At 70.0% G+C, this 13959-nt stretch carries 12 protein-coding genes; 8 read left to right on the top strand and 4 right to left on the bottom strand.

The window, feature by feature from the left end:
• Positions 1-46: 46 nt before the first annotated feature.
• The gene (locus tag AB0M51_RS08820; RefSeq protein WP_344188346.1) at positions 47-769 is read right to left on the bottom strand and encodes a maleylpyruvate isomerase family mycothiol-dependent enzyme; all 723 of its coding nucleotides are present in this window, start codon (positions 767-769) and stop codon (positions 47-49) included.
• A gap of 53 nt (positions 770-822) precedes the next feature.
• Here AB0M51_RS08820 and AB0M51_RS08825 point away from each other — a divergent pair, with 53 nt between their 5' ends.
• From AB0M51_RS08825 to AB0M51_RS08840, 4 genes are all read left to right on the top strand, one after another.
• On the top strand, positions 823-1323 hold the full coding sequence (locus AB0M51_RS08825) for a MarR family transcriptional regulator (protein WP_344188345.1): 501 nt from the start codon (positions 823-825) through the stop codon (positions 1321-1323).
• Between the two features lie 88 nt (positions 1324-1411).
• A complete protein-coding gene (locus tag AB0M51_RS08830) occupies positions 1412-3085 on the top strand; it encodes a methylmalonyl-CoA mutase family protein (RefSeq protein ID WP_344188344.1) in 1674 nt (557 codons plus the stop codon).
• Positions 3006-4844 carry an NAD-binding protein gene (locus AB0M51_RS08835; RefSeq protein WP_344188343.1) on the top strand — a complete coding sequence of 613 codons (1839 nt, stop codon included), beginning with the start codon at positions 3006-3008 and terminating at the stop codon, positions 4842-4844. Before AB0M51_RS08830 ends, AB0M51_RS08835 begins: the two co-directional genes overlap by 80 nt.
• Positions 4845-4893: 49 nt before the next feature.
• Positions 4894-5820, top strand: coding sequence for a tetratricopeptide repeat protein (locus tag AB0M51_RS08840; RefSeq protein WP_344188342.1), 927 nt, complete (start codon positions 4894-4896; stop codon positions 5818-5820).
• On the opposite strand, the gene AB0M51_RS08845 is transcribed toward AB0M51_RS08840, so the two are convergent.
• Entirely contained in the window at positions 5817-6266 is a 450-nt protein-coding gene (locus AB0M51_RS08845; RefSeq protein ID WP_363748692.1) for a MarR family transcriptional regulator, read from the bottom strand. The two genes, AB0M51_RS08840 and AB0M51_RS08845, sit on opposite strands and share 4 nt — an antisense overlap.
• A 101-nt stretch (positions 6267-6367) precedes the next feature.
• Here AB0M51_RS08845 and AB0M51_RS08850 point away from each other — a divergent pair, with 101 nt between their 5' ends.
• From AB0M51_RS08850 to AB0M51_RS08860, 3 genes are all read left to right on the top strand, one after another.
• Positions 6368-7354 (top strand): hypothetical protein, encoded by a 987-nt coding sequence (locus AB0M51_RS08850; RefSeq protein WP_344188340.1) that lies wholly within the window; start codon positions 6368-6370, stop codon positions 7352-7354.
• 91 nt (positions 7355-7445) lie between these two features.
• Positions 7446-8327 carry a MurR/RpiR family transcriptional regulator gene (locus AB0M51_RS08855; protein WP_344188339.1) on the top strand — a complete coding sequence of 294 codons (882 nt, stop codon included), beginning with the start codon at positions 7446-7448 and terminating at the stop codon, positions 8325-8327.
• A gap of 100 nt (positions 8328-8427) precedes the next feature.
• Positions 8428-9813: a hypothetical protein gene (locus AB0M51_RS08860; RefSeq protein WP_344188338.1), complete on the top strand. Its 1386-nt coding sequence runs from the start codon at positions 8428-8430 to the stop codon at positions 9811-9813.
• A 75-nt stretch (positions 9814-9888) separates the two neighbouring features.
• On the opposite strand, the gene AB0M51_RS08865 is transcribed toward AB0M51_RS08860, so the two are convergent.
• Positions 9889-11127: a citrate/2-methylcitrate synthase gene (locus tag AB0M51_RS08865; protein ID WP_344188337.1), complete on the bottom strand. Its 1239-nt coding sequence runs from the start codon at positions 11125-11127 to the stop codon at positions 9889-9891.
• A gap of 73 nt (positions 11128-11200) precedes the next feature.
• Between AB0M51_RS08865 and AB0M51_RS08870 the strand changes: the two genes are divergently transcribed.
• Positions 11201-12340: a citrate/2-methylcitrate synthase gene (locus tag AB0M51_RS08870; protein WP_344188336.1), complete on the top strand. Its 1140-nt coding sequence runs from the start codon at positions 11201-11203 to the stop codon at positions 12338-12340.
• A gap of 150 nt (positions 12341-12490) precedes the next feature.
• Here AB0M51_RS08870 and AB0M51_RS08875 read toward each other — a convergent pair whose 3' ends face one another.
• Positions 12491-13924 (bottom strand): NAD(P)/FAD-dependent oxidoreductase, encoded by a 1434-nt coding sequence (locus AB0M51_RS08875; RefSeq protein ID WP_344188335.1) that lies wholly within the window; start codon positions 13922-13924, stop codon positions 12491-12493.
• Positions 13925-13959 lie beyond the last annotated feature (35 nt).

Consider the following 13959-nt stretch of genomic DNA (forward strand, 5'->3'; position numbering starts at 1 on the left):
GTGCTGTTGTGAAGGGAACGAACGGCAGTGCCCGGAGAGGACATCGTCATTGCGACGCCTCAGAAATTCTTCCGCGGAACGCCCGGACGACGTCCGGATCCCCGGCGAGCTCGATCGCGTCCTCGCCGGCCCGCCCCCACAGCCACAGGTAGACCGCAGCCGGATCACCGCCCACCTCGGCCGCCGCGAACCCTTCGGCCCCTTGCCGTACGTCGACACTCGTCGCGTCGACGGCCACCGTCCAGGACCGGCCGCCCGCGGTCAGCCGGATCGTGGCGTCCACCGGGAACTCGGTGTCGCCCTCCTCCCACCACGGGCCGCCGACGGTCGGGTAGAGCACCTCGTCGATCCCGTCGAGGGCGATCTCCGGATCGATCGGCGAGACCGCGTCGTGCGCCTGCTCGACGTCGATCCGGTGGATCACAGTCTCGTGCACCATCCGCCGGTGCCAGAACGCGGAGGTGCTGTCCCGCGGGTTGAACGTCCAGGTCGGCCGATCGGTGCCGGCCTCCGCCAGCGCGTCGACGACCGCGTGCCGCGCCTCGTCGTACCACTTCAGGGAGTCCAGCCCGGAGAAGTCCGGCGGCCACGGATCGGGGAGCTCGCCGTGCCTCAGCACCTCGACCTTGTGCACGTACACCTGCGCGACGTGCCGCACCACGTCGTCGACCGTCCACCCGGGACAACTGGGCACGGCCGCACCCAGCCCGGTCCGCGCCACGTCCCCCAGCCGCGCACTCTCGCTCCGCAGGCGATCCAGATATCTCATACCGGCACAGTGCCAGACCCCGACGACATTTTCCGGAGGCTAAGGTTCCGCACATGGCGAGGAAGCGGGCGTTGCCGTTCGATCCGATCGACGAGGCGTCGCGGCAGTGGGGGCGGCGCTGGGGTGCCGTCGAGCAGATGCGCGCGGTCACGTCGCTGATGCGGGCGCAGCAGATCGTGATCAATGAGCTCGACGAGATCCTCCGCAAGCACGGTCTGACGTTCGCGCGGTTTGAGGCACTGGTGCTGCTGACGTTCTCGCGCCGCGGGTCGCTGCCGCTGGGCAAGATGGGGGAGCGGCTGCAGGTGCACCCCACCTCCGTGACGTCGATCGTGCGCCGGCTGGAGGCGGCCGGGCTGGTGACCCGGACGCCGCACCCGGACGACGGCCGTGCGGTTCTCTGCGAGATCACTCCCGAGGGCCGCGACCTGGTCGAACGCGCCACGGCCGACCTGGTCGCCGCCGACTTCGCGCTCCGCGGCCTCACCGACGAGCAGCTGAAGATGCTCTGGTCCGTGCTCGAGCCGCTCCGGCACAACGCCGGCGACTTCTGAGCTGCCTCCGCGCGATGTGACGCGGTCGCGATTGGAAATAGTTGGACGTCCTAGTATTTTGGGACCAGTCCCTAGGGAGGTCTGACTGATGGATGCCGAGCAGATCGCGGCCGGGCGTGACCGGTGGCAGCAGCGGTACGACGCCGCGCGCAAGCGGGAGGCGGACTTCACCACGCTCTCCGGCACCGAGGTCGCCCCGGTCTACGGGCCGCCCGAGGGCGTCGACGACCCGCGGATGGAGCGGATCGGCTGGCCGGGGGAGTTCCCGTTCACGCGCGGGCTGTACGCGACCGGGTACCGCGGCCGGACCTGGACGATCCGCCAGTTCGCCGGCTTCGGCAACGCCGAGCAGACCAACGAGCGCTACCGGATGATCCTGAACGGCGGTGGCGGCGGCCTCTCGGTGGCGTTCGACATGCCGACGCTGATGGGCCGCGACTCCGACGACCCGAAGTCGCTCGGAGAGGTCGGGCACTGCGGCGTGGCGATCGACTCGGCCGCCGACATGGACCGGCTGTTCAAGGACATCCCGCTGCAGGACGTCACCACCTCGATGACGATCTCCGGTCCGGCGGTTCCGGCGTTCTGCATGTACCTGGTCGCCGCCGAGCGCCAGGGCGCGGACGTCTCCAAGCTCAACGGCACGCTGCAGACCGACATCTTCAAGGAGTACATCGCCCAGAAGGAGTGGCTGTTCCCGCCGGAGCCGCACCTGCGGCTGATCGGCGACCTGATGGAGTACTGCGCGACCGGCATCCCGGCGTACAAGCCGCTGAGCGTGTCCGGGTACCACATCCGCGAGGCCGGATCGACGGCCGCGCAGGAGCTCGCGTACACGCTCGCCGACGGCTTCGGGTACGTCGAACTCGGGCTCAGCAGGGGCCTCGACGTCGACGTGTTCGCGCCGGGTCTGTCGTTCTTCTTCGACAGCCACCTGGACTTCTTCGAGGAGATCGCGAAGTTCCGTGCCGCCCGCCGGATCTGGGCGCGCTGGCTGCGGGACGTGTACGGGGCGAAGACCGACAAGGCGCAGTGGCTGCGGTTCCACACCCAGACCGCGGGCGTCTCGCTGACCGCGCAGCAGCCGACGAACAACGTCGTACGGACGGCCGTCGAGGCGCTCGCCGCCGTCCTGGGCGGGACGAACTCGCTGCACACCAACGCACTCGACGAGACCCTCGCGCTGCCGACCGAGGAATCCGCCGAGATCGCACTCCGCACGCAGTCGGTGCTGATGGAGGAGGTCGGCGTCACGAACGTCGCCGATCCGCTCGGCGGTTCCTGGTACGTCGAGGCGCTCACCGACGCCATCGAGGCCGAGGCCGAGCAGATCTTCGCCCGGATCAAGGAAATGAGCCCGGACGAGACGATGACCGGCGGGATCCTGCGGGGGATCGAGGACGGCTGGTTCATGGCCGAGATCGCCGACGCCGCCTTCGAGTACCAGCAGAAGCTCGAGAAGGGCGAGAAGAAGATCGTCGGGGTGAACACGCTCACCGACACGGTGTCCGGCGAGCTCGAGATCCTCCGGGTCTCGCACGAGGTCGAGGTCGAACAGTGCCGGGTGCTCGCGGAGCGCAAGTCCCACCGCGACGAGGACCGGGTACGGCGTACGCTGTCGGCTCTGGTGGAGGCGGCCAGCGGCACTGGCAACCTGATCGAGCCCATGCTGGAGGCAGTGCGTGCGGAGGCCACGATGGGGGAAATCTGTCACGTTCTTCGGGAACAGTGGGGAGAGTACCGAGAGCCCGCCCGATTCTGAGGAACCGCCGGCCGACCGCCCCGCCGAGGGCGGCGCGATCGGCGAGCGGCCGGTGGTGGTCTGCGGTTCGAGCCGGACGATGGTCCGGGTGGTCACCGAGCTGGTGAGCTCGGGCGAGCGCGTGATCGCGCTGGTCAACCCGGCCTCGCGGCACCGCGACCGGATCGGCGAGCTGGGCGCGAAGGTGATCAACGCGCCGGTGATCACCGAGTCCTTGCTCCGCCAGGCCGGTATCGACGGGGTGGACGACGGTACGCCGTCCACCGCCCGCGCGCTGGTGCTGCTCGACACCGACGACGTCCACAACGTGCACACCGCGCTGACCGCCCGGGACATGGATCGCGAGCTGCGGATCATCATGCAGATGGTGAACCCGCGGCTCGGCAGCCAGCTCAACAGCCTGCTCGGCGACTGCGTGGTGATCAACGGGCCGTCGCTGGCCGCGCCCGCGTTCGTGTCGGACGCGCTGGACGACGACGAGCTGACCTGGATGGAGCTCGGCGGCCGGATGGTGGTCGTCGGCGAGGCGGACCTGATCCGCGAGCCGCACCTGACCGTACTCGCGGACGCGACGTCGTCGGCGACGCCGGTCCTGCTGCCGTTGCCCGGCGTGGACCCCGACCGGCCGCGCTCGCTGTCCGCGGTGCCGGCCGGGCCGGACGACGAGCGGAAGGTCGACATCGTGCTCGGGACCGGCATCCGCCCGGTCTGGTACGGCCGCCGGGTGCGCCCGGCCGGCTGGGCGAAGGCGGTCCGTGACGTGCTGGACAGCCGGGTCCGGAAGATCGCGGCGCTGATGGCGTTGCTGATCGCGACCGGTACGGCGATCGTGCACTTCTTCGGCGGGATCGAATGGTGGCGGGCGCTGTACCTCGCGGCCGGTGTGGTCACCACGGCCGGGATCGACGACGACCGGTTCAACGACGCGCAGCCGTGGGTGAAGGTCAGTGCGGTCGTCGTGCAGCTGACCGGGATCGTGCTGATGGCGCTGCTGACCGCGGTCGTGGTCGACTCGCTGATCGGCGCCCGGCTGTCGCGGATCATCGGCGGCGTCCGCGGCCGGCCGCGGAACCACGTCGTGGTCTGCGGTCTCGGTACGGTCGGCGCCCGCGTGCTGGAGATCCTGGTCGACCGGGGTGTCGCGGTGATCGGCGTCGACCAGGACGACGACGCGCCGGGCGTACAGGTCGCGCACCGGCTGAAGATCCCGGTGGTGGTGGGGGACAGCAGCAACGAGGAGACGCTGCGGCTGGCCGGCGTACAGCACTGTCAGGCGATGCTCGCGATCACCGACGGCGACATCACCAACCTGGAGTCGGCGATGGTTGCCCAGGGCCTCAACCCGGACGCCCGGATCACGCTGCGGATGTTCGACCACGACCTGGCGGACCGGGTGGAGCGGCACCTGGGGCTGGGCAACAGCCGGTCGGTGTCGATGCTGGTGGCGCCGGCGGTCGCGGCCGCGGTCGGCGACAAGCGGCGGCAGGTGCTGGTACCCGCCGGGCGCCGGGTTTTGCTGCTGACCGAGGTGGTCGTCGAGGCCGGCTCGGTCGCCGAAGGCCGGAGCCTGGGTCAGCTCAACGAGGCCGGTGGCCTGCGGGTGCTCGCCCGGCAGGCACTGCAGGGCCCGTGGGACTGGCAGCCGGTGGAAACGAGTCCGGTGCAGCTGGGTGACCGGCTGGCGGTCGTCGGTACGCGCGCCGGCCTGGCCCGGCTGCTGATGGCGACCCGGGCGCAACGCAGGACCACGGCGTCGTAGAGGATAGGTTTGTGAACATGCGGAGTCTGCACGGAATGCGAGGACAGCGGTGAGCCAGTCCAACTTCTCCCGTCCCGGGGCGGTCGACCTGTCGTCCCTCCGCAAGCCGGCCGGTGGTGCACCGGCCGCCGGTGGCGCTCCAGGCGCCGGCAGTGCCGCAGGCGGCGGCGCCTATGTGCTCGAGGTCACCGAGGCGAACTTCCAGGCCGACGTGATCGAGCGCTCGCTGCAGGCCCCGGTCGTGGTCGAGCTGTGGTCGCCGCGGGCACAGGGCGGCCTGGGCGACGTCCTGATCAAGCTGTCGACCGAGTACGCCGGGAAGTTCCTGCTGGCCCGGATCGACGTCGACGCGAACCCCCAGGTGGCGCAGGCGTTCGGCGTCCAGGCCGTGCCGGTGGTGATCGCGATCCTGCGGGGTCAGCCGGTCCCGCTGTTCCAGGGCGTGCTGGGTGAGCCGGAGGTCCGGCAGTACCTCGACCAGTTGCTGACCGTCGCGGTCGCGAACGGGATCACCGGCCGCGCGGAGCCGGTCGGCCCGGTGGCCGAGGCCGCCGAGGAGGACGCGCCGAACCCGCGGTACGAGAAGGCCGACAACGCGGTCGCCGCGGGTGACCTCGACGGCGCGATCGCGGCGTACGAGGAGCTGCTCAAGGAGACGCCGAACGACGCCGAGGCGAAGTCCGGGCTGGCCCGGGTGCAGCTGGTCAAGCGCACCCAGGACGTGCCGGCCGACGTACGGACGCGGGCCGCGGACAACCCGGCCGATGTCGAGGCGCAACTGCTGGTCGCGGACGTGGACCTGATGGGCGGGCACGTCGACGACGCGTTCGCGCGGCTCATCTCCACCGTCCAGGCGACCGCCGGCGACGAGCGCAACGCCGTACGACTGCACCTGCTGGAGCTGTTCGACGTCGTCGGCGCGGACGACGAGCGCGTCGTGAAGGCGCGCCGCCGGTTGATGGCGGCGCTGTTCTAAAGGTCCTTCAGGATCGGATCCGTGGTCAGGGACTCTGACACCCTGGCGAGGAGGGAGCGGAGGGTTTCCGCCTCCTCCGCTGTGAACGCGGCGGCCAGCCGGCGCTCGACGCCGGCGGCCCGCTGGTCCGCCTGATCGAGCGCCTTCCGCCCGGCCGCGGTCGGGCGGGTCTCGATGACGTGCTTGTGCAGCGGGTGCGGCGTGCGCTCGATCAGGCCGGCCGCTTCGAGGTTGCGCAGGATCGTGGTCATCGTCTGCGGCGTGACCAGGCATCGGCGGGCCAGTTCGGCGGCTGAGATGCCGGGCTGCTCGTCCATGACGAAGAGGGCCGCGTACTGCGGGACGGTGAGGCCTGCGGGCTTCACTGCGGCCGACTTGGCTGCCTGTAGTTCCTGCTCAACCCGCTTGAGGTGACTACCGAGCCGCTCGTCGAAGGACATCCGCATAGGAACCATCGTACGAACGGCGGCGGTGATATATGCATTGACGACTATCAGAGCTCTGATTAGTCTCTGTGTTCGTATCCAGTCTCTCGAGAGAGGTTCTTATGAGGTTTCGTGTGCTGGGGGCGGCGTTACTGGCGCTGGCTACCTCACTTCCCATTACTGCGACGGCTTCCGGATCCGCGGCCGGCTGCCTGCCGGTGCAGCTCGACGGGCGGACGGCGGACAGGTATCCGGAGGGCGTCGCCTGGGATCCGACGCGGCGGATGTTCCTGGTCGGGTCGCTGGCCACCGGGCGGATCTCGCTGGTCGGGCGGGACGGCGTACCGCGTCCGTTCGGCGTCGCGCCGGGTGTGTCCACGTTCGGGCTGCATGTCGATGCCGTCCGCAACCGGTTGCTCGTCACGTACGCCGACATCGGCAACGGCGAGCGTTCCTCGGAATCCACCACCTACAAGCAATCCGGGATCGCGATCTACAGCCTGCGCACCGGCCGGCTCGAACGTCGCGTCGACCTGAACACGCCGCGACTGAACCCGGCCGGCGGCCGCCACGGCGTCAACGACCTCGCGATCGATGCCGTCGGCAACGCGTACGTCACCGACCCGGCGTCCGACGCGATCTACAAGGTCACCCCGTCCGGCGTCGCATCGGTGCTGGTGCGCGACGAGCGACTGCGCAGCGACACGATCGGCGCCAACGGCATCGTCTGGCTGCCGTCGGGCTACGTGCTGACCGTCCGCTACGACACCGGCACCCTCTATCGGATCTCCCCGCGAGGTGAACTCAGTGTCACTGGTCTGACCAGTGCACTGGTCGGCGGAGATGGCTTGGCTCTCACGAAGAACGGCAGGCTGATCGCGATCACGAACAAGCTCGGCGCTCCGGGCGTCGAGCGGGCAACGGTGCTGAGCAGTACGGACAACTTCCGTACGGCGCGGGTCCGCTCGGTCGAGCCGTGGCCGGTCGCCGGGCCGACGACGGCAGCGGTCACGCCGGACGGCACGTACGTGCTCAGCGGCCGGATCGACGTACTGCTCGCCGGTGGCTGGTCCGACCAGTTCACCATCCGGCGGATGACGGCGGGCTGACAGCCGGTCGACGACCGGTCTGATGTGATGGCCGGAATCGGTCAGTGTGAATTCTTGTAAATGTTGTCGAGGTGCTCTGAGAATTCTTTACATGAGTGCTGTCGAGTCGCCGCCGCCGAGTCTGGAGGCGCGCATCCACGGCCTGCTGCCGGTGCTCAGCCCGGCGCAGGCGCGGATCGCGGCCGAGGTCCTGCGGGACCCGGCGGCGGTGGCCTCGTCGACGATCGGGCAGCTCGCGGAGCGTTGCGGTACGTCGCTGCCGAGCGTGACGCGGTTCTGCCTGGCCCTCGGCCTGTCCGGGTACGCCGAACTGCGGCTGACGCTCGCGGCCGAGAGTGGTCGGACCAGTCTCAGCTGGGAACGCGGTACCGGGTCCGAGGTCGGGCCCGACGATTCGCTGGACGACGTACTGCGGACGCTACTGCGTACGGACACACGCGCGCTCGAGGACACCGTGGCGGCGCTCGACGTCGGCGCGCTCGGGCGGGCCGCGGCGGCGATCTCGGATGCGCGGCGGATCGATCTGTACGCGGTGGCCGGGTCCGCGGCGGTGGCCGAGGATCTGCGGTTGCGGCTGCATCGGATCGGGCGGGCCGCCAGTACCTGGAGCGACGTCCACACGGCGTTGGCGAGTTCCGCCTTGCTTGGTGCGGGTGATGTCGCGGTCGGGATCTCGCACAGCGGCGAGACGCTGGAAGTCATCGAACCGCTGACCGGATCCGGCCGGCAGGGCGCGACGACCGTGGCCGTCACCAACTATCCGCGCTCGCCGCTCGCGGAGGTCGCGGACATCGTCCTGGTCACCGCCGCCCGCGACGTGACGCTCCGGACCGGGGGACTGGCCGGGAGGCACGCCCAGATGCTCGTCCTGGACGCGCTGTACCTCGGCGTCGCCCAACGCGACTACCCCCTGGCCGAACAGGCCTTCGACGCCACCGCCGACGCAGTAGCCACCCACCGCCACCGCCCCTGACCCGACCCCAGACCCGCACTTCGCGCCCCGGCGCAGACGTCGCGCTCGATCTGCATCTGCTCGACCGTTCTTTCGTTCGACCGCCTTCCGGAGGAGAGCCATGGAGAGCCCGCACCAGATCCTCGGTCCCAGCCGCCGCAGCCTGCTACTCGGCGCCGGCGCGACCGCCCTCACCGCAGCAGCCGCCACCGCATCCGCCGGCACCGCATCCGCCGGCGGTGCGGCCGCGGGTGGTGCGGCGCTCGATGCTGCCGTTCCGTCGCCGGACACCCTGCCGCTCACCGGCGGGCCGGACTTCCCGATCGGATTGTTCTGGCCGCCGCATCCGTACGCGAGCACGGCGGCGCGGTTCGCCGAGATCAAGGGTGCCGGGTTCGACTTCCTGATCTCCGGCAACTACGCCGGCGACGGCAACATCTTCCAGTACCAGCTCGGCCTGGCCCGCGACGCCGGCCTGTCGATGCTGATCTCGGACGACATCCAGATCCGGAACATGTCCCGCTGGTTCTCGATCTCCGACAACCCCGCGGACTTCCTCAGCGTGACACCCGCCGAGGCACGGGCGCTCTACACCCGCGCCCGCGACGCGTACGGCCCGTATTCCTCCCTCGCCGGCTTCAACTTCTACGACGAGCCGGGCGCCGGGTGGTTCGCGACGCTGGCGAAGGCCTTGGCGATCTCCCGTGAGCTCGCGCCGCAGCTGCTGCCGTACGTCAACCTGCTCCCGTCCGACGACCCGGCGTACTACCGGAACTTCGTCGACGTGGTGCAGCCGTCGCTGGTCTCGTTCGACCGGTACCCGCTGCTGTCCGAGGGCCGAGAGGACGCGAACTACTTCCACAACTGGGCGATCGTCCGGGATGCGGCGCTGCACGGTGACATCCCGGCCTGGGTGTTCATCCAGACGCTTGCCTACAACAACCATCGCGAACCGACCGCGGCAGAGCTGCTCTGGCAGGTGAACATCAGCCTCGCGTACGGCGCGAAGGGCATCCAGTACTTCACCTACTGGACACCGGAGGCCGCCCGGGGCGAAGGGTTCGGACCAGCGCTGATCACCGTGGACGGCGAGCGGACCTCGCGGTACTACGCGGCGCAGGAGATCAACACCGGTTGGCTGCATCCGGCCGGGCGGGAGCTGAAGCCGCTGGTGTCCGAGACCGTTGAGCACGCCAACGAAACGCCGCTGCCGAACGGCGCGGTCGGGTTCACGCCGACGAACCTGGTGTCGGGCGTCACCGGGGACGCCGTGGTGGTCGGTACGTTCCGGTCGCGGGACGCCGCGTCGACCGATCGCTGGCTGCTGGTCGCGAACCGCTCGCACAGCAGTCGCGCAAAGGCGGTCGTTGCGGTGAACCAGCAGACGGTCGGGTCGGTCGGGGTGTTCCAGGCGGCGCGGCAGAAGTACGTGCCGCAGGCCGTCGGCCCGGTGCAGGTCTCGCTCGCACCGGGTGCCGCGACGCTGATCAAGCTGACGAGCAAGTAGTTCGGGCAGGTGGGCTGTCCTTCGGGGCAGCCCACCAAGTGGCCGGCTGTCCCCGCTGCGCTGCCGTTGCGTGGGTCAGGTGGTCTGGCCGGTGTAGATGCCCATCGCGCGGAAGCGGAGAGCGGGGGCGGCGTACTCCTCGAGGGCGTGGGCGGTCCAGCCGATCATCCGGGCGATCGCGAACAACGCGTCGCCGGCGTCGGGACGGAAGTCGTACGCGTGCATCATCGCGGCGATCGCCAGGTCGCTGTTCGGGAACAGCGGGGTGCGCTCGGCGATCGCCCGGACGGTGCCGACGATCGGGTGGTCGCCGAGAAGGTCCAGCAGCACTTCGGCGCGCGGGTCGTGGTGCTGGTAGATCTTGTGGCCGAAGCCAGGGATCGATTTGCCCGAGCGTAACTGGTCCGACAACGCCTTCAGCGGGTCGTGTTTCGCGCGGTCGAGGAATTCGTACGCGAGGGTCGGTGCGGCGCCGTGGTACTGCCCGTCGAGTGCGCCGAGGCCCGCGGAGATGACGGCGTACAGGTTCGCGCGGGCGCTGGCGGCGACGCGGGCCGCGACGGTGGAGACCGCCAGGCCGTGATCGGCGAGCAGGACGAGGGCGGCGTCGAGGAGCTCGGGCCGCGGCTCGTCGTCGGACAACTTCGGCCAGAGTCGCGCGCCCAGCGTCTTCGCGCCGTACGCCGTCATGCCGGGGAGCGCTGCCACCACCGTCCCGATCAACCGCCCCGCCGCAGCCGTCACGGCCTCCGGCGCCAGGTCGAACCGCAACGGATCAGCCGCCCCCAGCACCGCCACCGCCACCCGCACCCGATCCGTCAACCGAGCCCCGTCGGGCACCACCCCCATCCCGCGCCGAGCCAACTCCACCCCCTGCCGCTCAACCGCAAACACCCCACCACCCCCCACCTCCCCACCCCCTCCCACCGAACCACCGCCAGCACCCGCCCCCGCCGCCCCACCGGCGGCGTCTGCGCTCGGCGGGGGTTGGTTGGTCCAGAGGAGGGTGGCTACCTGGTCGACTGTGGCGGTGGTGGCGAGGGTGCGGACGGGGTGACCTCGGTAGTAGAGCTCGTCGTCCTGGATCAGGGTCAGTTGGGACTCGATGCGTTCCACGACGCCGGAGTGCTCGATCGAACGTGCGGCCAGGCGTTCCACCTCGTCGGCGGCGAAGAGGCTGCCGCGCCGGCCGCGGGCTCGGGTGCTGGTGAGGAGGCCCCGGCTGACATAGGCGTAGATGGTCGCGGGTTTGACCTGGAGGCGGCGCGCGACCTCGGCGGTGGTCAGGTAATTCTCGTCACCTTCGGCCGGCATTCGCGCTCCTCGCAGCATTCATGTTGACTGGATCAATATTGACAATAGTTGATTGCCTGTCAACTCTGAAGATATGTCAACAACGATCACTGTTCCGCCCGGTCTACGCAACGTCGTCGTCACCGAGACGACCCTCGGTGACGTCCGTGGTGACGAGGGGTTCTACCACTACCGGCAGTACTCGGCGATCGATCTCGCCAAGTCCAAGACGCTCGAAGACGTCTGGTACCTGATGTTCGAGGGCCATCTCCCGACCGGCGACGAGCGTGCCCGGTTCGTGGCCGAGCTCGCCCCGTTGCGTGTCCTCCCCGACGAGGTCCGCGCCGTACTCCCGGCCATCGCCGCCGCCGGCCCGGCGTTCAACCCCCTCGCCGGCCTCCGTACGGCGCTGTCGCTGCTCGCGGCGGTCCGCGCGCTGCCTCCGCTCTGGGACGTGGACCCGGCCCGTCGCAAGGCCGACGCGATGCTCGTCTGCGCGGTGACGCCGACGATCCTCGCCGCGCTCCACCGGCTCCGCGAGGGACAGCAACCGCTGGAGCCGCGCGCCGACCTCACCGCCGCCGAGAACTGGCTGTACCTGGTCACCGGCGAGGAGCCGACCGCCGTCCACGCGGCCGCGATCGAGCACTATCTGGTGTCGACCGTCGACCATGGGTTCAACGCGTCCACGTTCACCGCCCGCGTGATCGCCTCCACCGGCGCGGATGTGGTCTCGGCCGTCGCCGGCGCGATCGGCGCCTTCTCGGGCCCGCTGCACGGCGGGGCGCCGGACCGCGCGCTGGCGAGCCTCGACGAGATCGGTACGCCGGACCGCATCGACGCCTGGGTCCGCGCGAAGGTGTCGGCCGGCGACCGGATCATGGGCTTCGGGCACGCGGTGTACCGCACCGAGGACCCGCGCTCGCTGATGCTGCGCGACATCGCCCGGGGCATCGGCGGCGACCTGGTCGACTTCGCGACCACCGTCGAGCAGCGGATCGTCGACGTCCTCGCGGAGCTCAAACCGGGCCGCAACCTGTACGCGAACGTCGAGTTCTACGCCGGCGTGGTGATGGAGCTGTGCGGGATCCCGCGCGCGATGTTCACTCCGACGTTCGCCGTCAGCCGGATCATCGGCTGGTCCGCCAACATCCTCGAACAGTCCCTGGACGCCAAGATCATCCGCCCGGCCGCAGCGTACGTAGGCCCGCAACCCCCGGTCCCCGTCTCCTGACCCCGCCCGCCTCACGGCCTGTTGCCGGCGTTTCAGGGGGTTCACCAGGCGCCCGGTCCGTTCGCCCTCGAAGGCACGGGGCACCAGTGGAGGTGAATCACTGGAATTGCCGGGAGCAGGCCCGGGCCGGACGGAGGGGTGCGGGCCGGGTCAGCTGAAGCGCATCACGCCGTCCTCGAGGGCGCCGAAGCGGAGGCGGACCAGGTCGCGGGGGTAGTTCTGGCGGAGGATCCAGGGTCCCCAGGAGCCTTGGCGGGGGAGGATGGCGGCGGCGCGGCGGATGTAGCCGGAGTCGAGGTCGACGACCGGGCGAGCGGGTTCGTCGAACCAGGACGGCGGCACGTCTGCGCGGCAGACGCGGGTCCCGGTGCGGGTCAGGTGGTTGAGGAGCCGGCACACGTACTGCGACGTCAGGTCCGAGCGGAGAGTCCACGAGTTGTTGGTGTAGCCGATGCACCAGGCGAGGTTCGGGACGCCGCTGAGCATCATGCCCTTGTAGACGAACGTGTCGTGCGGCGTCACCCGTCGCCCGTCCACGGCGAGCTCGATGTTGCCGAGCGCAACCATGCGGAGGCCGGTCGCGGTGACCACCAGCTCGGCCTCCAGTTCGGCGCCGGACCGCAACCGCAGCCCGGTCGGCGTGAACCGCTCGATCTCGTCCGTCACCACCGACGCCGACCCGTCCCGCAGCGCCTTGAAGAGATCGGCGTCCGGGACCAGGCAGAGCCGTTGGTCCCACGGTTTGTACAGCGGCGTGAAGTGCGGATCGACCGGGATCGACGGCGGCAACTGCCGGGCCACGCCGGTGTTCAGCAGCCACGCCGCATGCGCCGGCCATCGACGGAAAGCCTTGTAGAACAAGGTGCTCAGCGCAACATTCTTGCCGCGGATCACCCGGTGTGCGAGGTTCTCCGGCAGTACGGCGCGGATCCGGTCGGACAGCCCGTCGACGGCAGGACGGGACGCCACGTAGCTCGGCGAGCGCTGCAGCATCGTCGCGTGTTTCGCCGTACCGGCCATCGCCGGTACCAGCGTGACCGCGGTCGCGCCGCTGCCGATCACGACCACTCGCTGACCCGTGTAGTCGAGGTCTGCCGGCCAGTGCTGCGGGTGCACGACCCGCCCCCGGAACGAGTCCTGCCCCTCGAAGTCGACCACATGCCCCGCGTCGTAGTCGTAATACCCGCTGCACACGTAGAGGAACGAGCAGGTGTACGTCGTGTCATCGGTGTGCACGGTCCACCGGGCGTCCGCCGAGGACCATGACGCGCTGCCGACGCGGGCGCCGTACCGGATGTGTTTGTCGATCCCGTACGCCGCCGCCGTCTCCTGCAGGTACGACAGGATCGACGGCCCGTCGGCGATCGCCTTCGCCGCCTTCCACGGGCGGAACGGGAACCCGAGCGTGAACATGTCCGAGTCCGACCGCACCCCCGGATACCGGAACAGGTCCCAGGTGCCGCCGAGTGCCTCCCGGGCCTCGAGGACGGCGTACGTGCGGTCCGGGCAGCGGGTCTGGATCCGGTACGCCGCTCCGATCCCGGACAGACCCGCGCCGACGATCAGGACGTCGTAGTGCTCCATGTACTTCACGGTAATAAAGATTCTCCTGCGGCGTT

The organism is Kribbella sp. NPDC051137, from assembly GCF_040682535.1.
In the GTDB taxonomy this organism is placed as follows: domain Bacteria; phylum Actinomycetota; class Actinomycetes; order Propionibacteriales; family Kribbellaceae; genus Kribbella; species Kribbella karoonensis.